General features: G+C 41.5%; 17 protein-coding genes. 16 read left to right on the plus strand and 1 reads right to left on the minus strand.

Annotated elements, in window-relative coordinates:
* Positions 1-12: 12 nt before the first annotated feature.
* The 12 genes from EHS13_RS12790 to holA all read left to right on the plus strand — a co-directional run bounded on the left by EHS13_RS12790 (position 13) and on the right by holA (position 13,834).
* Positions 13-2,562, plus strand: a complete 2,550-nt coding sequence (locus EHS13_RS12790) for a DNA internalization-related competence protein ComEC/Rec2 (RefSeq protein WP_155700719.1) — start codon at positions 13-15, stop codon at positions 2,560-2,562.
* A gap of 106 nt (positions 2,563-2,668) precedes the next feature.
* Positions 2,669-3,610 carry a DNA-binding transcriptional repressor DeoR gene (locus EHS13_RS12795; RefSeq protein ID WP_155700720.1) on the plus strand — a complete coding sequence of 314 codons (942 nt, stop codon included), beginning with the start codon at positions 2,669-2,671 and terminating at the stop codon, positions 3,608-3,610.
* Between the two features lie 53 nt (positions 3,611-3,663).
* On the plus strand, positions 3,664-4,335 hold the full coding sequence (gene deoC, locus EHS13_RS12800) for a deoxyribose-phosphate aldolase (RefSeq protein WP_155700721.1): 672 nt from the start codon (positions 3,664-3,666) through the stop codon (positions 4,333-4,335).
* Positions 4,336-4,356: 21 nt separating this feature from the next.
* On the plus strand, positions 4,357-5,667 hold the full coding sequence (locus EHS13_RS12805) for a pyrimidine-nucleoside phosphorylase (RefSeq protein WP_155700722.1): 1,311 nt from the start codon (positions 4,357-4,359) through the stop codon (positions 5,665-5,667).
* Between the two features lie 57 nt (positions 5,668-5,724).
* Positions 5,725-6,123 (plus strand): cytidine deaminase, encoded by a 399-nt coding sequence (locus EHS13_RS12810; protein ID WP_155700723.1) that lies wholly within the window; start codon positions 5,725-5,727, stop codon positions 6,121-6,123.
* A gap of 30 nt (positions 6,124-6,153) precedes the next feature.
* Positions 6,154-7,257 carry a BMP family lipoprotein gene (locus EHS13_RS12815; protein WP_155700724.1) on the plus strand — a complete coding sequence of 368 codons (1,104 nt, stop codon included), beginning with the start codon at positions 6,154-6,156 and terminating at the stop codon, positions 7,255-7,257.
* 18 nt (positions 7,258-7,275) lie between these two features.
* Positions 7,276-8,817 carry an ABC transporter ATP-binding protein gene (locus EHS13_RS12820; protein WP_155700725.1) on the plus strand — a complete coding sequence of 514 codons (1,542 nt, stop codon included), beginning with the start codon at positions 7,276-7,278 and terminating at the stop codon, positions 8,815-8,817.
* Complete coding sequence (locus tag EHS13_RS12825; RefSeq protein WP_155700726.1) at positions 8,810-9,886, plus strand: ABC transporter permease; 1,077 nt, start codon at positions 8,810-8,812, stop codon at positions 9,884-9,886. The genes EHS13_RS12820 and EHS13_RS12825 overlap by 8 nt, the downstream gene beginning before the upstream one ends.
* The gene (locus EHS13_RS12830; protein ID WP_155700727.1) at positions 9,887-10,849 is read left to right on the plus strand and encodes an ABC transporter permease; all 963 of its coding nucleotides are present in this window, start codon (positions 9,887-9,889) and stop codon (positions 10,847-10,849) included.
* Between the two features lie 186 nt (positions 10,850-11,035).
* The gene (locus EHS13_RS12835; protein ID WP_155700728.1) at positions 11,036-11,584 is read left to right on the plus strand and encodes an RNA polymerase sigma factor; all 549 of its coding nucleotides are present in this window, start codon (positions 11,036-11,038) and stop codon (positions 11,582-11,584) included.
* A 14-nt stretch (positions 11,585-11,598) separates the two neighbouring features.
* Entirely contained in the window at positions 11,599-12,630 is a 1,032-nt protein-coding gene (locus EHS13_RS12840; RefSeq protein ID WP_227014020.1) for an anti-sigma factor, read from the plus strand.
* Between the two features lie 184 nt (positions 12,631-12,814).
* Positions 12,815-13,834, plus strand: a complete 1,020-nt coding sequence (gene holA / locus EHS13_RS12845) for a DNA polymerase III subunit delta (RefSeq protein WP_155700730.1) — start codon at positions 12,815-12,817, stop codon at positions 13,832-13,834.
* A gap of 81 nt (positions 13,835-13,915) precedes the next feature.
* On the opposite strand, the gene rpsT is transcribed toward holA, so the two are convergent.
* Positions 13,916-14,188: a 30S ribosomal protein S20 gene (rpsT, locus tag EHS13_RS12850; protein ID WP_155700731.1), complete on the minus strand. Its 273-nt coding sequence runs from the start codon at positions 14,186-14,188 to the stop codon at positions 13,916-13,918.
* Positions 14,189-14,403: 215 nt separating this feature from the next.
* Here rpsT and gpr point away from each other — a divergent pair, with 215 nt between their 5' ends.
* The 4 genes from gpr (at position 14,404) to EHS13_RS12870 (ending at position 17,996) form a co-directional block, all read left to right on the plus strand.
* Positions 14,404-15,399: a GPR endopeptidase gene (gene gpr, locus EHS13_RS12855; protein WP_155700732.1), complete on the plus strand. Its 996-nt coding sequence runs from the start codon at positions 14,404-14,406 to the stop codon at positions 15,397-15,399.
* A gap of 101 nt (positions 15,400-15,500) precedes the next feature.
* Positions 15,501-16,241, plus strand: coding sequence for an HAD family hydrolase (locus EHS13_RS12860; protein WP_155700733.1), 741 nt, complete (start codon positions 15,501-15,503; stop codon positions 16,239-16,241).
* A 110-nt stretch (positions 16,242-16,351) separates the two neighbouring features.
* Complete coding sequence (gene spoIIP, locus EHS13_RS12865) at positions 16,352-17,596, plus strand: stage II sporulation protein P (protein ID WP_155700734.1); 1,245 nt, start codon at positions 16,352-16,354, stop codon at positions 17,594-17,596.
* 1 nt (position 17,597) lies between these two features.
* Positions 17,598-17,996 (plus strand): hypothetical protein, encoded by a 399-nt coding sequence (locus tag EHS13_RS12870; protein WP_155700735.1) that lies wholly within the window; start codon positions 17,598-17,600, stop codon positions 17,994-17,996.
* The last annotated feature ends 44 nt before the right edge of the window (positions 17,997-18,040 follow it).

Here is an 18,040-nt window from a genome sequence, read left to right on the forward strand (position 1 = left end):
GGAGGAAATGCTTTGAAAAATAATCACTTGATCTTCTGGACTTGGATATGGGTATTTGGATATTGTATGGCGATCTGGTTACCGCTGCTTGAAGTATCCTTGTTAATTATAAGCTCGCTTATTTTAGTAGTTGGTATTTTATGGTTTATGAAGCTGCCCGGTTTGAATGTAATTAGTTGGATAATGCTTTTGAGCATTTCAATTGGTTATTACCAGTGGTTTGATCAGCGAAATGTAACTGGGATTCATGCAGAAAGCAATGACGAAATACTTTTAGAGATGAAAGGGAGAATTACTTCATCCATAGTAGTAGACGGAGATCACGTTGGCTTTACTATAATGGCAAGTGAAGTGAAATATCTTGAAACTGAGCTTAACAGATCTAAAAAGACTCAAAAAGTCAAAGAATCTGTGCAGGTATCAGTTCGTTTGCTTGAGCAAAATGAGCAAGAAACAGCATACACCTGGCAAAGAGGTGATGACATCTCTTTAAGTGGGAAGCTTCAGATTCCGGCGATCGCGCGAAATTTTGGAGGCTTCGACTATCGACAATACTTACGGCAGCAGCATATTCATTGGATTTTTACGCTAAAAGGTTTGGACTCCGTCAATAGCCAGTCCAGCTTCCATTGGAATAGGTTGCAGCTATTGAGATATAATGATCAATTTCGTGGATTTCTAGCAGACAAGCTAGATCAATTATTTCCAGAGTCGCAAGCAGGGTATATGAAAAGCTTATTGATTGGTCTGCGCGTCGACCTTGATCCTCAGCAATTCCAACAATTCTCCAATTTAGGTTTGACTCATATTCTTGCCATTTCGGGCATGCAGGTGGCCGTTTTTTGTGCTGTTGTTTTATGGTTTTTACGTAAGCTGCGTTTTACGAAAGAAACGGGCTTACTCATCGCAATAGCGTTGCTGCCCTTTTATGTTTTGTTTACAGGCTCATCTCCATCTGTTGTCAGAGCAGGTTTGATGGCCATGATCGCACTTTATGCCGTTCGTCGCAATTGGTTAAAGGATGCTTTGAAATTACTTTGCTTGGTTGGGGGGCTTATGTTAGTTTGGAATCCTTATTCGTTATTGGATGTAAGCTTTCAATTGTCTTTCACAGTTACTTATGGATTGATTGTTGGAGTTCCATGGGTCAGTCAATTGCTCCCGCAGCAAAAGCTAATTAATTCCACATTATCAGTCACTTTAGTGGCGCAAGCGGTCTCTTTTCCATTAACGATTTATTATTTCAATCAATTTTCATTGTTATCCTGGTTGGCGAATATTATCCTAGTGCCCTTTATCAGCTTTGTAGTCACCCCAATAGGCTCGATTGCTTTAATCCTGAGTTTGGTAAATGAACCCACTGCGCAAGTGATAGCTTATTTAGCGATAATTAGCAATCGATTTACTTTTTGGCTGACCGATGTAATGGATAGCTGGAACGGATTCAAGCTGATTTGGGCAAGTCCTTCAATAGTTTGGATTAGTTTTTATTATGGGTTTGTCTCACTAATAATTGGTTGTTTAATTCGCTGGAACTCGGTAAGGCAGGCTCGACTTCAAGGTGTCTTTATCGGGTTTATTCAAAGCTCCAGAGGAATTTCGTTAGTCATTTTGTGTAATTTGTGTTGCTTTATTGGACTTCTTTGGTATGGTTATCAACCAGATTTATGGCGAAATAAAGGACAAGTACAGTTTATAGATGTGGGACAAGGGGATGCTATATTAATACATACGCCTAATAATAAATTTATTCTTGTGGATGGTGGAGGGACTTTGGTTTTTCGTAAGGCTGGAGATGATTGGAAGCAGCGTAAAAACCCATATGAGGTAGGGAAGAATACTTTGGTGCCTTTGCTGAAAAAACGTGGAGTCCATCATCTGGATTATCTGATTGCGACACATGAGGATGCCGATCATATTGGAGGCTTGCAAGCGGTATTGGAGCAAATTCCGGTGGATAACTTTATTTTTAACGGGACTTTAAAACCGAATGCAGGTGTAGAGAAGCTATTTAAAACAGCATTAGATCTGCAGATTCCATTACTAGCTGGTAATGAAAATTTAGAAATACCAATCGATGCAACAACAAAGCTCCATTTCTTATACCCTTTAACGCAAAAGGCAGCGAGCGATAATCCGAACCCCACATCCTTCAACGGCCTAACTATTGAGAACAATCAGAACAATTATTCCTTGGTTTTTATGCTGGAAATGTATAATTCCCGTTTCCTCTTCACGGGTGATATGGAGAAAAGCTCAGAGAATATTCTATTGGAACATTTAGAAGCTCAGAGTGAAAGTAATGAATCAATTCCAATTGACGTCTTAAAAGTGGCTCATCATGGAAGTAAAACCTCGACAACAGAAGAATGGTTGAATTACTGGCAGCCTAAGCTAGCAGCCATTTCTGTAGGCGGGTATAACACTTATGGCCATCCTACAGAGGAGGTGCTATCCCGCTTAGCTGAGCATGATGTTGAAGTTATGCGGACGGATGAAGAAGGTGAAATACAAATGACAGTCACCGAAACGGGGATTCAAACCAGACATAAGTTGAAATAATCCTAGATTGCCAAGCCCAGCTATCTCGATTATAATAACCCAATAGAACATAATTTCAATAGACATGAATTTAATTTCTCTCATCTTATGATAAACGGAGGATCTAATGGAAGAAGACAAGCTTAGAAAGGTGATTGAAGCCGCCAAGCTATATTATCAATTAGACTTCAGTCAAAGTGAGATAGCTGAAAGACTTGGTGTATCAAGACCAACGGTTTCCCGATTGTTGCAGCAGGCAAAAACCGAAGGTATTGTACAAATAACAATCAATGATCCATCCGAAGAAGTTGAAACATTGGCATTAGCATTACGAGCAAAATTTCAGCTGAAGCATGTTGAAGTTGCTTTCATGCCGTTTAACGAGAATAATATTGGGAAAAAGTATGTGGGTGAAGCAGCCGCAAAATATATACATAAAATTGTCAAGAATAATGATATCATCGCTGTTTCTTGGGGAACAACCTTATATCAAGTAGCATGCCAGCTGCAAAGAAAAGCAGTGAAGGATGTTGTTGTATTGCAGCTGAATGGCGGAGTCAGCTACTCTGAGGTCAATACGTATGCATCAGAGATTATTCAGTTGTTTGGCAATGCTTTTCATGTAAATCCACATTTTCTGAATTTGCCTGCCATTGTCGATCATATCTTGGTTAAACAAGCGATTCAATCCGATCGTCATATTCGTAAAGTATTAGACCTAGGCAGACAGTCTAATATCGCCATATTTACAGCTGGAGTACCCAATTCAGAATCCGTATTGATTCAAACGAATTACTTCACCAAGGATGAGATCGAAGTTATTAAATCCAAAGCTGCAGGTGATATTTGCTCGCGATATTTTGATGAGAATGGTGTCATTTGTTTAGAAAATTTGAACGAGCGCACCATTGGAATTGAGCTTTCTGAGTTAAGAGGCAAGGAGCATTCCATTCTGGTAGCTGGAGGGGCGTCGAAGGTTGATGCGATCTATGGGGCTTTATGCGGAAAATATGCAAATACATTGATTACAGACCAATTTACAGCAAAAGCGCTATTAAGCAAGGAATAATAGTTATTCTTGCGTAGAAATTTTGCCAAAGTAAATGTTTAGGGGGAAAAAAGATGAAATCAGAACAAATTGCGGCAATGATTGACCATACATTACTAAAGGCAGACGGCACTCATCAGGATATTATTCAATTATGTGAAGAAGCTAAACTCTATAATTTTGCTACGGTGTGTGTGAATCCTTATTGGGTTCCACTGGCCGCCCAAGAGCTTCAAGGTAGTAGAGTCGGAATTACTACTGTAATAGGCTTTCCTCTTGGTGCAAGCAGCACGTTAATAAAAGCAGCCGAAGCAAGAGACTCTATAAAAAACGGTGCAACAGAAGTAGATATGGTGCTCAATGTTGGCGCAATGAAGTCAGGAGACTATCAAGCGGTGCAACAGGATATTCGCGAGGTTGCACAGGTTTGTCAAGGGAATGTAATCCTAAAAGTAATTATAGAAACATGTTACCTAACAGATGCTGAAAAGCAACGTGCGGCTCAATTGTGCCAATTGGCAGGAGCAGATTTTGTCAAAACATCGACCGGATTTGGACCCACAGGCGCGACAATCGAAGATATCCAATTAATTCGGGCAACGGTTGGAGATAGTATGGGGATTAAAGCTTCCGGTGGTGTCCGTGATTTGTCATTTGCTCTGCAATTGATTGAAGCAGGAGCAACACGTCTAGGTACTAGCTCAGGTATTGCGCTAGTTTCGGGTGGCATTGGAACCGGCTATTAAACAGCGATAGGGGACTTTATCATGAGAATGGTTGAGCTGATTGAGCGTAAACGGGATGGTCATGAGTTGAATAAGGCGGAGATTGACTTCGTCATTCAGGGCTATACCTCAGGTGAAATTCCAGATTACCAAATGTCAGCATTTGCGATGGCGATATTTTTTCAAGGGATGAGTTCGGAAGAGCGAGTTCATCTTACAATGGCTATGGTGAATTCAGGGGAACAAATTGACCTATCTGCGATTCAAGGGATCAAGGTGGACAAACATAGTACAGGTGGAGTCGGCGATACAACGACGATGATCGTTGCGCCTATGGTAGCATCAGTTGGGGTTCCTGTGGCTAAAATGTCGGGTAGAGGTTTAGGCCATACTGGCGGTACCATTGATAAGCTGGAAGCTGTTCCAGGCTTCCATGTCGAAATAGATAACCAGCAATTCAATCATCTAGTGAACACCAATCATATTGCTATAGTTGGCCAAAGTGGAAACTTAACCCCGGCTGATAAAAAACTCTATGCTTTACGGGATGTTACAGGAACAGTAGAATCGATCCCGCTAATCGCGAGTTCAATTATGAGTAAAAAAATTGCTTCAGGTGCTGATGCTATTGTCTTGGATGTAAAAGTAGGCTCTGGAGCATTTATGAAGGATTTGAACAATGCGCAAGAATTGGCGCGTTGCATGGTTGATATCGGCAATCAAGTTGGACGCCATACAGTAGCTGTGATCTCGGATATGAATCAGCCTTTGGGAGATGCCGTAGGAAATGCACTTGAGATTAAAGAAGCGATCGCAGTGCTTCAAGGGCGCGGCTCACATAATCTCACTGAGCTTTGTCTTACATTAGGCAGTCATATGGTGATGCTAGCACAAAAGGCAAATAGCTTGGAAGAAGCAAGGCGTATGCTGGAAGAATCAATCACAAGCGGAAAAGCTCTGGAAACCTTGCGGGTCTTTCTTCATGCACAAGGCGGAGATGCAACGGTTATAGATGATCCAAGCAAGCTCCCGACAGCGCCATTTATCTATGAAGTGAATGCATTAGAGGATGGCTGCATTGCTGCGATTGGTGCAGATCAGATTGGACTAGCTGCTATGCTGCTAGGGGCTGGTAGACAAACAAAGGATTCTATTATTGATCTGGCAGTTGGATTAGTGCTGCACAAAAAAATCGGTGACAAAGTTAGTAAAGGCGATTCGCTACTTACGATTCATGCTAATGCCTCAAGCAATCCGGAGGTAGAGCAGATGATTTATGCAGCCTATCACATCTCCCCCTCACCGGTTTCTGCTCCACAATTGATTTATGAAGTCGTTACCTGGCAAGATTAGCTTAGAAACAGCTATTTTTGTTGAAATATACATGGGTAAAAAACTGAAAAGGGTGTGTTGGCTATCGAAAATTTAATAAGTGAAGCTAAGCTTGCCAGGGAATTTGCTTATGCTCCTTATTCTAATTTTAAAGTGGGTGCCGCTTTATTAGCAGTTGATGGCACGATTTATCGCGGGTGCAACATCGAAAACGCAGCTTACAGTATGTGCAATTGCGCAGAAAGAACAGCACTTTTTAAAGCTTACTCTGACGGGGTTACACAATTCAAGCGATTGGCTGTCATCGCGGAAACAGACGGACCCGTTGCGCCCTGTGGTGCATGTCGGCAAGTTATTTCCGAGCTTTGTGATCCTGAGATGGAGGTGGTGCTGGCGAATATGAAAGGTGACGTACTGCTATTGAAGGTCAAGGATTTGCTTCCTGGCGCTTTTTCACCAAAGGATTTAAACAAGTAAAAATAAAAAAACAAAATGGAGGGTTTAACAATGAAAAAAATGTTATCTTTAAGTCTAATGCTAGTTTTGATGTTTGCTGTTGTATTGTCTGCTTGTGGAAAAACTAAGGAAGAAAATGGTGCGTCAATTGCTCCTAGTACAGCGGCTGCTACAGATGCTCCAGCAGTTACAGAAGCTCCCGTTACATCAGCTGCTCCGGTGGCTACAGAAGCACCCGCTGCGAAATTTAAAGTTGGGATGGTCACAGATATTGGCGGAGTAAATGATAACTCATTTAACCAATCTGCTTGGGAAGGCTTGCAGCAATACGGTACAGAGTCAGGAACAGAAGTTAAATATTTGCAAAGTAAAGGCGACGCTGATTATTTGACTAATCTTAACACTTTTGCAAAAGACAACTATAATTTAACTTGGGGTATTGGCTTCTTAATGGGAGATGCAATTAAAGCTGTTGCCGATCAAAACCCTAAATTGAATTTTGCGATTATTGATAATGTTGTTGAAGCACCTAATGTAGAATCAGTAACCTTTTCAGAGAATGAAGGCGCATATTTGGTTGGTGTTATCGCAGGTTTAACGACAGAAACTAATAAAATTGGTTTCGTTGGCGGGATAAAAATTCCAGTTATTACACGTTTTGAAGCAGGTTTTGTTGCAGGAGTTGCAGCTGTAAATCCGGATGCAAAAGTTTCTGTGAACTATACGGGTGCATTTGATAAACCAGATCTTGGTAAAGCAGCTGCAAAAACACTTTATGACGCTGGAGCTGACATTGTATTCCCTGCAGCAGGATCAACAGGAAATGGTGTATTTAACGAAGCAAAAGATCGTCTTAAAAAGAAAAAAGTATGGGTTATTGGTGTAGATAAGGATCAATCCTTAACTTTTGGAGATGACATTACATTAACCTCCATGGTGAAACGTGTAGATAAAGCAGTTGCTTTAATTTCTAAAAATGTGGTTGAAGGTAAATTCCAAGGCGGTAAAGTTACTGTACTTGGCTTGAAAGAAGATGGAGTAGGTATTCCAGCAACTTCAAGTAAAAATGTTTCAGCTGATATTCTAGCAAAAGTGGAAGAATTTAAAGCTAAAATTATTAGCGGTGAAATCAAAGTTCCATCTGAAGTAAAATAATTCAGTAAAGGTGATCTTATGGATAAGGTTAAGACTGTCGTAGAAATGCGAAATATTACCAAACGATTTCCAGGGATCGTCGTTAACGACCAGATTAACCTTAAGCTACGCCAAGGAGAGATTCATGCGCTCCTTGGCGAAAATGGCGCAGGTAAATCTACTTTAATGAACATTTTATTCGGGCTATATCAGCCGGATGAAGGTGAAATCTTTGTTAACGAACAGAAGGTTTACATGGATGGCCCGAACACGGCCATTCAATTAGGTATAGGGATGGTGCACCAGCATTTTAAGCTGGTGCAGCCTTTTTCCGTTACAGAGAATATTGTGCTGGGTAATGAACCTAGAAAAGGCATCTCGATCGCTTATAAGAATGCACATAATGAAGTAGAACGTCTCTCCAAACGTTATGGTTTAAACGTAGATCCATATGCCAAAATATCAGATATATCGGTAGGTATGCAGCAAAGGGTAGAAATCTTGAAAACGTTATATCGCGGTGCAGAAATATTAATATTTGATGAGCCGACAGCTGTACTAACACCTCAAGAGATTGATGAATTAATGGATATTATGCGTAACTTAGTGGCTGAAGGGAAGTCCATTATCTTGATCACCCACAAGCTCAAAGAAATTATGAAGATAGCCGATACCGTGACCATTATCCGAAGGGGTAAGCATATAGAAACCGTAGCCAAATCAGCTACAACTCCTGATGAGCTTGCCGAGAAGATGGTAGGTCGCCAAGTATCGTTTCATTTAGACAAGAAACAATCAGAGCCCGGGGAAGTTATTCTCGATATCCGTAATCTTGTAGTCAAAGGGCGGCATGGACTGAAAGGTTTGAATGGTGCATCCTTAGTATTAAGACGCGGTGAGATTCTGGGTATTGCTGGTGTGGATGGCAATGGACAAACCGAGTTGATTGAGGCGATAACAGGCTTACTGAAAGTTGATAGCGGCTCGATTCAATTGTTAGGTAAGGAGATTGCCAATCAATCCGTTAGAAGCATTTCAGAAAGCGGTATCTCCCATATTCCTGAAGATCGTCATAAGCATGGATTGATATTAGATTTCTCTTTAAGCGAGAATATGGTATTAAGTACTTATTATCGTCCCGAATATAACCACAATGGTTTCATGGATTACAAAGCAATTGATAAACATGCAGAGGCTTTGGTTGCTGAATTCGATGTACGAACACCGAATATATTTGTTTCTGCGGGTTCTTTATCGGGTGGAAATCAACAAAAAGCGATTATTGCCAGAGAGCTCAATAATCATCCGGAGCTGCTCATTGCAGCTCAACCTACTCGCGGGTTGGATGTAGGGGCGATTGAATTTATCCACAAGCGTCTTGTAGAGCAACGAAACATGAATAAAGCGGTATTATTGATTTCTTATGAATTAGATGAGATTTTGCAATTATCAGATCGCATAGCTGTTTTGTACGAGGGACAAGTTGTTGGGGAAGTACTGCCTGACCAAACGAATGATCAAGAGCTGGGCAGCATGATGGCAGGCGCTAAAATAATGGAAGGAGGCGGGATAAGTGGATAAGTTGATTAAAGCATTTACTAAGGAATCAGCCACTGTTCCAGCCATCGCGATATTATTTGGTTTGCTTTTCGGCGCTCTGATTATGTTGATCGGCGGTTATGATCCTATATTGGCATATGGTTCTTTGATTAAAAAAGTATTTGGGGATTCTTATGGCTTCGGGGAAACCATTCGTGAAATTACACCGCTTTTATTGACAGGCTTAGCTGTTGCCTTTGCTTTCCGTTCCGGATTATTTAACATTGGTGCAGAAGGCCAGTTTATTATGGGGAGTTTAGGTGCTTCCATAGTTGGCATAAAGTTAAGCATGCCTTGGTTTATCCATGCACCTCTAGCCATTCTTGCAGGGGCTTTACTTGCAGGTCTTTGGGGTGGTTTAGCTGGGCTGCTAAAGGCCAAATGGGGCGTCAATGAAGTCATTACGACCATTATGCTGAATTGGATTGCCCTATTCCTTGCGAATTATATTATCGCTCATTTTCTACTTGAACCTGGACAACAAAGAACCTATCATATTCATGATTCAGCTTCCCTCAGTTATCCATGGTTGAGTCATTTGTTTGATAATGCGCGTATGCATTGGGGTACACTCCTGGCCTTGTTAGGTCCACTTGTTTTTTATCTAATTCTTTGGAAAACCAAGCAAGGCTTTGAATTACGAGCTGTAGGCTTAAATCCACAAGCAGCTGAATATGCAGGGATGAACGTAAAACGCAATATCATTAAAGCCATGTTTATTAGCGGTGTGTTTGCTGGACTTGCTGGAGTTATTGACGTACTAGGTGTATTCCATTATCAGGTGGTTGCCGCTTCATCGTCTGGTTATGGTTTTGATGGGATCGCAGTGTCTTTGCTTGGCGGAAATCATCCATTAGGGGTGCTGCTTGCAGCTGCGCTTTTCGGAACTTTGTCTTACGGAGCCGCTGGAATGAGCTTCGGTGCGGATGTTCCACCTGAAATTATTCGAATTGTCATTGGTTCTGTTATTTTCTTTGTGGCTTCACCGGGTATTATCCGTTGGGTCCTTCGATCTTTTAAAAGTAAACGAAAAAAAGGCGAGGTGATTTAGATGGAGTTTCTTACTACGCTTGGTGATATGTTTAATACAACCTTAGTATTTTCGACTGCTTTGATATTGGCAGCTTTAGGCGGGATTTTTTCAGAACGCTCAGGAGTTATTAATATTGGTTTAGAAGGTTTAATGACGGCTGGCGCATTTAGCTCGGCTGTTGCTACTTATTATGCTAGTGAAGCTGGTATGGGATCCGTCTCGCCATGGGTTGGATTAATAGCAGGATTATTGTTTGGGGTTATGTTTTCCTTGATCCACGCTGTAGCCTCAATAACGTTCAGTGCTAATCAAGTGGTTAGCGGTGTGGTAATAAACTTTTTAGCTGCGGGTGTAACGGTATATTTAGTGAAAATTTTGTTCGATGGAGCAGGGGAAACAACTACCTTACAAACGGTTTTCTCAAAAATTAGCATTCCGTTTTTATCCGATATTCCATTTCTAGGCGTAGCGCTTTTCACAGCGTATCCTACAACTTATCTGGCGTTAATTTTAGTAGCGGTAACTTATTACGTTTTATTTAAAACACCGTTTGGTCTAAGGCTACGTGCTGTGGGGGAGCATCCTAGTGCTGCTGATACGGTCGGAATCAAGGTGCAAAAGATGCGTTATCTTGCTGTAATGCTTAGTGGTGCTCTTGCCGGCTTAGGCGGGGCTACGATCACCTTAACGACAACCAGCAGCTTCTCGCACAATACCATTTCCGGACAAGGCTTTATTGCGCTAGCCGCAATGATTTTTGGAAAGTGGAATCCAATTGGAGTATTAGGTGCAGCGATTTTCTTTGGTTTTGCTCAAGCTTTGAAGAACTTTGTGCAGCTGTTTGATTTTGCAGCCCAGATTCCGACGGAGTTTATTTATATGCTGCCGTATGTATTAACTATTCTTGTACTGGTTGGAGCTGTGGGTCGAGCTACCCCGCCTTCGTCGCTCGGGGAACCTTATTTTCCGGGTAAACGGTAGAATTTAACTAAACCGTCAAGCGCTGTTCAATCGCGTTTGCACGGTTTTTTTGTGCTTAAATTATGGGAAACATCGCATGAAAGCTAGATTTTTGTTATTCTAGTAAAGAAGTATAAAAATAGATTAGAGAGCTGCAACATTTACGGAGACCAGTCCGTCTAAAAGGTTGCAAGAGGGGGTAAGGCAGTGATATCGCCGGAACTTGTCAGATTAGCCCAATCAGGTGATCGTGACGCATTAATTACTCTTTTGCGAGAAATAGAGCCTCATGTATATAAGACGGCTTATTATATGCTTAGCAATGAACAAGATGCGTTAGACGTAGCGCAAGAAGCACTTATTCGAGTGTATACTAAGATTAATTCTTACGAGGAAAAAGCACAGTTTAAAACTTGGGTGCAGCGTATTGTAACGAATATATGTATTGATAAATTCCGTAAAGTCAAGCCAAGCGTCTCTATGGATGAACATGAAATGACTTTCTCTGCTGACACTAACGTAGAGGATGAGGTTATTTCTACATATATTGCCCAAGATATACAAGAGGCGATTGAAAAATTGCCGGAGCATCATCGCACAGTTGTTGTCTTACGATATGTAGAGGATTTTTCTTACAATGAGATTGCCGAGTCTTTGGATTTGCCAATCAATACCGTTAAATCTTACTTATTTCGAGCACGCAAGCAATTGCAGATTTTACTCCAAGACTATCAGAAGGGTGGTGTGAAAGGATGAATTGCGAACAGAGGATGGATGACATGCAGCGTTTTGTTGACAATGATTTGACGTATGCAGAACAAGAAAACTTAAAAGCACATATTATGCAATGTCCTGATTGCGCCGCGTCTTTTGAGCAGCTTCAACGCCTTTCTGCAGAGCTTAGCTTATTACCGATGGTGACACCGCCTTTTAGCATTGTAGACTCGATTATGCCTAAGCTGGCTGAGCTTGATGCGCAGCAAGCAGCGAAGCAAGTGGTCTATCTGCCAACAGCAAAACCACGGAATAAAACTATACTCCCATGGAAAATCGGCGGAGGACTAGTAGCGGCAGCTGTTATATTCGGATTAATTATTAACATGCAGCCAAGCAACAAGTTTGATGCTGCTGAAATAATTCAAGCTGGAGCAGCTTCACAAAAGACAACATCGGTTGCGGATACAGCCAAAAGTACAAAGGAAACAATAACCCCAGAAGCACCTGCTGCAGCGTCTGTAGATGATCAATCGAAAATTGAAGTTAAATTTGACGAAAGTGTCAATGGGGCACTAAACGGAGATCTAAAGAAAGCTCCTCAGGCAAGTACGAATTCAAAGGAATTAGCGGGTGATGCAGCAGCAGACAGAATACTTAATTCTCCTACTGACAAGAAGGTAGTACCTACAACACTACCGCCTCAAGCACCAAAGGTAGGAGACTTCAATTACACGCTAAGCTCAGATAAAGAAGTTCCTAAAGCAACACCAGCTGTTTCTCCTACACCTATGCCATCTGCAATTCCAGTACCTGAGTTGGCACCTGCTCCGCAGAATACAACCTTGGCATCGGATGATGGGAATTTTATTGGAATGATCGAACGTCAAATTGTTCTAGTCCAAACTCCAGATGGCAATCGAATTTATACCTCGAGCGTACAGTGGAATGCTACGGATACGATAGCTTTGGTCCAATGGCAGGAGAGTCAGCGTCTAATTTATGAAGTAAGAACGGAAGATGGACAGGTGAAACGATTTATTGTGGACCCGACCCTGAAAACAGAGCAAGAGCAAAAAGTAGAATAGTTTGCACCCTTTGAGATCCGTTGCATAAATATAGACTAGATACCTGATTCGTAGGTATTTATATAAAGACAAAGAGATCTTACTCACTTCGAGTAGTAGGGTCTCTTTGTTGCATTTGCAGTCGACAAACCTTATGGTTCTTGTTAGAATAGGTCATGCTACAATATGGACAGAGGTGTTTGAAATGGATTATAAAACAGCAGCCAAGGGGATTACCCAAGGCAATTCTTTACCTATCTATGTATGCTATGGCACGGAAAAATATTTGCAGCAGGAATTTATTCAACATGTAATTGATAAACTGATTGAACCAGATCAAAGATCATTTGCTGTAAGTCGCTATGACTTAAGTGAAACGAGCCTGGATACTGTGCTAGATGATGCTGAAACTATGCCATTTCTGGCAGATAAGAAAATTGTAATTGCCAAGAATGCCCTTTTTTTTACAGGCGCTAAAGAAAGCACTAAAGTCGAGCATCGGATTGAACGACTTTTGGAGTATCTGAAATCACCTGTCGATTATGCAATAATTATCTTTGTAGTGGATGCGGACAAGCTGGATGAACGAAAGAAAATCGTCAAAGCACTTAAAGAAAGTCAGAGCGCAATTCCTTTTTTACCGTTATCTGTAGATGAGCTTTCTCGTTGGATAAGTCGTAGAGCAGATAAATGGGGAGTTACCTTTGAAGATGGAGCCATCGACAAATTTATTCTTTATACAGGCGCTCAGCTGCAAATTCTTACATCGGAGCTCGAGAAGCTCTCGCTTTTTGTTGGTCCTAATGGCTGTATCACTGGTGAATTAATTGGGCAGCTTGTCGTGCGGAGTGCGGAGCAGAATGTTTTTATCCTCATGGATGAAATTGTTAAACAACGCTTGGATAATGCCTTATCGATCTTTCATGATTTATTAAAGCAGAAAGAAGAGCCGATTAAAATCTTATTGCTGATAGCTCGCCAATTCCGAATTATGCTGCAAATTAAAGAGCTAGAGCAGCAAGGCTACTCCCAGCAGCAAATTGCTGGTCAAATCGGGGCTCACCCTTATGCAGTCAAGCTAGCCTCTGAGCAGGGGCGCAGCTACTCCTTAGCGAAGCTCAGCGGGTTATTATCGCAATTAGGAGATCTGGACTATAGAATGAAAAGTGGCAAGGTTGAGAAGGCATTAGGATTAGAGCTGTTCATCCTTGAAATTCCAAGCTGATTATCCGATAAACTAAAAATCTCCCTCATGCTTATGAATAAGCTTGAGGGAGATTTCGGTTTAATTGTAGATTAGTGTGAATTAAGCTTTTGCAACTGCAAGGTTAAGCTTTTTCGCTAAACGGGACTTTTTACGGTTCGCCGTATTTTTATGAATCAAACCTTTAGTAGCTGCCTTGTCGATTTTCTTCGTAGCAGTAATTAGGGCTGTTTTAGCGGAATCCACGTTGCTGCCTTCAACTGCAGTATCAAATGCTTTAACTGCTGTACGAAGCGCTGACTTCTGAGAAGCATTGCGAAGACGGCGTTTTTCATTAACGTTCACTCTTTTAATTGCTGATTTAATATTTGGCATTACGTTCACCTCTTTTCGTAAGAAAACTTGCATCGTAAGCATCGGTTGAGCTTGCTGTGCAAGCTAACTTCGTCAAGCACATGCTGTTTTTTGACAACTTCAAATAGTTTATCACGCTAGTTATGAAAATGCAATAGCTTTTACAAGCAGCGGTATAACTGAATCGCTTTATTCACACACTATCCATGATGAGATGAATCGAAAGGGATGATTTGATGGATACAAGTGAATTTTCAATTCGCACTGATTTAGCTGTGGAAGCCAATGAATGGGTAGCGCGACAAATTGGCGGCGCAATTCCGGGCATACATACAGAGATTATTGACGATGACGGTATTAAGGTTACGAAAATAGATGTGCAAACCGAAGAGGGAGCAATGGCAATTGGCAAGCAAATCGGCCATTATATTACTATGGAAGCGTTGGGATTGCGTCAGAAAGACTCCAATCTTCAAGATCGTTTAGCGACAAGGCTTGCTAAAGAGTTCAACAGCTTTCTCAAGCATTTGAATATACCTGTTGCTGCAAAGGTACTTATCATCGGTTTGGGTAATTTTCATGTTACTCCAGATTCTTTAGGTCCGCTAGTCGTTGAGAATGTATTGGTGACACGCCATTATTTTGAATTAATGCCAGATCAGGTGAGTGAGGGCTACCGCGAGGTGAGTGCAATTGCTCCTGGGGTATTGGGGACGACTGGAATTGAGAGCAGTGAGATCGTCCAGGGCATAGTAGAGAAGTCCAAGCCGGATTTAGTGATTGCCATTGATGCGCTTGCCTCCAGGTCCTTACAACGCGTTAATACAACCATTCAGATTGCAGATACAGGCATCCACCCAGGCTCAGGAATTGGCAACAAACGTAAAGGCCTGACGCACGAAATTCTCGGCGTGCCTGTTATAGCGATCGGAGTTCCGACAGTCGTATATGCTTCAACTATTGTTAACAGCAGCATTGATCTAATGGTGGCCCATTTTCAGAAGGAAACCAATAAAAGTGATCAAATTCTGGGAATGCTCAATCATTTGGACGAAAACGAACGATTGATGCTGGTTAAAGAAGTTCTTACTCCGTTGGGTCATGATTTGCTGGTAACCCCAAAAGAAATTGACCAATTCATTGAAGATGTGGCGAATATTATTGCGAGCGGGTTAAATGCTGCGCTCCATGAAGCTGTGGATTCCGACAATGTAGCAGCATACACACATTAAGATGCCGTAAATACGCATCCATCCAATTGACAAAAATAACAACAATCAGCTAGTGTTAACTTACAGCAAGACTGCAAACTGATAATTAAAGGAGTCACGCCATGAGACCGCAGACGATTCTTTTTGATCTAGATGACACCTTGATCCATTGCAACAAATATTACGAATTGATCATCCAACAGTTTATTGACCAGATGCAGACTTGGTTTGGTGCCCATCAGCTAAGTGCTAGCGAGATTAAAGCTAAACAATCGGAACTAGATATTAATTACATTCATCTCCACGGTTTTTCCGTGGAGCATTTTCCACTATCTTTTGTTGGTACTTATTTACATTATGCTAACTTATTTGGTAGACTTCCATTGGAGAATGAGAGTGTATGGCTTACTAGATTAGGCAACTCTGTTTTTGATAGTGAGATCGAGCCTTATCCAGATATGGTAGAAACCCTGACAGAGCTGCAGCGTGCGGGGCATCACCTTGTACTATACACGGGGGGGGCCGAACAGGTTCAATGGAAGAAAATCAAAGCGATGCAATTGGAAACCTTTTTCGCAGATCGCGTCTTTATTCGTGGACATAAGAATGTATCAGCCTTGGAAGGAATCTTACTTACTGAAGGCTTTGATCGTGCCGAAACCTGGATGATAGGCAATTCTCTACGAACGGATGTTGCTCCTGCGCTTGAGCTTGGCATCCATAGCATTCACGTAGCTGCCTTTACAGAATGGGATTATAATATTGTAGAAATTGTGGCAACACCAAAAGGTGCTTATCTACAGCTGGGAGCACTTAAAGAGGTGCCGCCTGCAATCAACAACTACATGAAGCAATTCATATAACCGCGAAGACCTAACCGTCTTGCGGTTTTTTCTTTTTTTTGGTTCTATCTAATCTCTTTTTCTCATAGAATTTTTAATAGAGTGAAACAGAGGATTGGAGGAATAGATCGATGAAAGGAACCGCCATTACGTTAGATGTGAGCCGAATACGCAAGCTATTGCAGCAGGTAGGGATATTATCGAGCACCTTTGCCACCCTAGTTATCAGTACATTACTATTTTTCATTATTCTAAACTTAGCCTCTTACGCACAATCCAAAATGAATCAAGCGCCAACCTCTTCGATAAAAGGACTGGCTGCAACCGTCTCCTATGGTTTTTTTTGGGACATGATGGGGCTCGAGGTTCCTCATTTAAATCAAGATACTACACAAGCGTCCGTGCTATCTCAACGCAATGCAATAGGGTTTCTTTTCCGACTTATCACTGACGTTAATCCTCTAGATGCCAAAACCTTATTAGCTCACGAGATTCCTGGCTTGGGTAATGACAGTGCATTTTTACTGCGCCAAGGGCAAGGCACTGAACTAGCAGAAGGCCCACAGGACTATATGCCAGCCAAAGATATTGAACCCAGTGAAGAGAAGCCAAGCAAGGTCGTTGAGATTCTTCCTTCAACCACCCCTTTAAAACATATAAAACCAAGTCCTGCTCCTATTTCTAAACCTGTTTCTGCAAATGTAGCTCCCAGTAAGAAAAATGTTGTTCTCATTTACCATTCTCATAATCGAGAATCATGGGTACCTGAGCTGGGAATTAAAGACCCCGAAAAAGCTTATGACGAAACTAAGAATATAACGTTAGTTGGTCAAAGATTAGCCCAAAATTTAAAGGATCTAGGTATTGGCGCGGTGGACTATAGTACGGATTATGCTTCTCAGGAAAAAGGCTATGATTTTATATACTCTTACAAATATTCAGCGAAAACCGTAAGAGAAGCTTTTGCAGCGAATCCAGCTATTCAATACGTATTCGATATTCATCGGGACTCCCAAAACCGCAATATTACGACTAAAACAATCGATGGCAAAGCTTACGCGCAGGTTTTGTTTATCATTGGGCAGAGAAATCCGAATTGGGAGCTAAATGAGAAATTTGCTACAAAAATCCACGATGGTATGGATAAGATGATGCCAGGAATCTCGCGGGGGATTTGGGGTAAATCGGCACATGACGGCAATGCTGAATATAATCAGTCACTCTCTCCCAACAACATCCTTATTGAAATTGGCGGGCCATATAATACGATCGAGGAATGCAACCGGACCGTGGATTTGCTGGCACATGTAATTGCAGATTTATATATGGATTCGGAAAAAGTCGATGGAGCAGTAGGAGCCATTGCGCAGAAATGAGATGAAGCAAGTGAAAAATATTACGCTTAAATTGCTCGTAATTTGTTTTATGGTTGGGTTTGGTTTGTTCTTCGGTATGGATATTGCCCACAAAAGGCTCTCAAGCTCAACAACAGCAACCACGCAAAATATAACTCCGAAACCTAAGGCTACTGCCATCCCCTCCAAAGATAAGGTGGAGGAGAGTGCTTCATTAGGTCCAATGACAGCAGCAACAGCAAGGAGACAGGCTCAATCTGAGCAGTTGAAGGAACAGGCTGTTCAAGATGATCAGCCTTCGATTGTTTTAAAGGATTCTTTTGTAAACAGGCTTACTAACGCCATTGGTGATTTTTTTCGCCATCTGGCGTCTTTTTTGCTGCATGCTGTAGTTGCTTTCTTTAAATTCATTCTAGGTTGAACCTTCTGCATTGCCGCTCACTCTCACAACTGTTATAATGAAAT

Origin of the sequence: Paenibacillus psychroresistens, assembly GCF_009728935.1 — a bacterium.
Taxonomy (GTDB): domain Bacteria; phylum Bacillota; class Bacilli; order Paenibacillales; family NBRC-103111; genus Paenibacillus_AC; species Paenibacillus_AC psychroresistens.

Coding starts and splice junctions, on each gene's coding strand:
- EHS13_RS12805 (WP_155700722.1), top strand. CDS start 4,357: ATGAGAATGGTTGAGCTGATTGAGCGTAAACGGGATGGTCATGAGTTG.
- EHS13_RS12860 (WP_155700733.1), top strand. CDS start 15,501: ATGAGACCGCAGACGATTCTTTTTGATCTAGATGACACCTTGATCCAT.
- spoIIP (WP_155700734.1), top strand. CDS start 16,352: ATGAAAGGAACCGCCATTACGTTAGATGTGAGCCGAATACGCAAGCTA.
- holA (WP_155700730.1), top strand. CDS start 12,815: ATGGATTATAAAACAGCAGCCAAGGGGATTACCCAAGGCAATTCTTTA.
- EHS13_RS12830 (WP_155700727.1), top strand. CDS start 9,887: ATGGAGTTTCTTACTACGCTTGGTGATATGTTTAATACAACCTTAGTA.
- gpr (WP_155700732.1), top strand. CDS start 14,404: ATGGATACAAGTGAATTTTCAATTCGCACTGATTTAGCTGTGGAAGCC.
- EHS13_RS12840 (WP_227014020.1), top strand. CDS start 11,599: ATGGATGACATGCAGCGTTTTGTTGACAATGATTTGACGTATGCAGAA.
- EHS13_RS12795 (WP_155700720.1), top strand. CDS start 2,669: ATGGAAGAAGACAAGCTTAGAAAGGTGATTGAAGCCGCCAAGCTATAT.
- rpsT (WP_155700731.1), bottom strand. CDS start 14,188: ATGCCAAATATTAAATCAGCAATTAAAAGAGTGAACGTTAATGAAAAA.
- EHS13_RS12870 (WP_155700735.1), top strand. CDS start 17,598: ATGAAGCAAGTGAAAAATATTACGCTTAAATTGCTCGTAATTTGTTTT.
- EHS13_RS12820 (WP_155700725.1), top strand. CDS start 7,276: ATGGATAAGGTTAAGACTGTCGTAGAAATGCGAAATATTACCAAACGA.
- deoC (WP_155700721.1), top strand. CDS start 3,664: ATGAAATCAGAACAAATTGCGGCAATGATTGACCATACATTACTAAAG.
- EHS13_RS12815 (WP_155700724.1), top strand. CDS start 6,154: ATGAAAAAAATGTTATCTTTAAGTCTAATGCTAGTTTTGATGTTTGCT.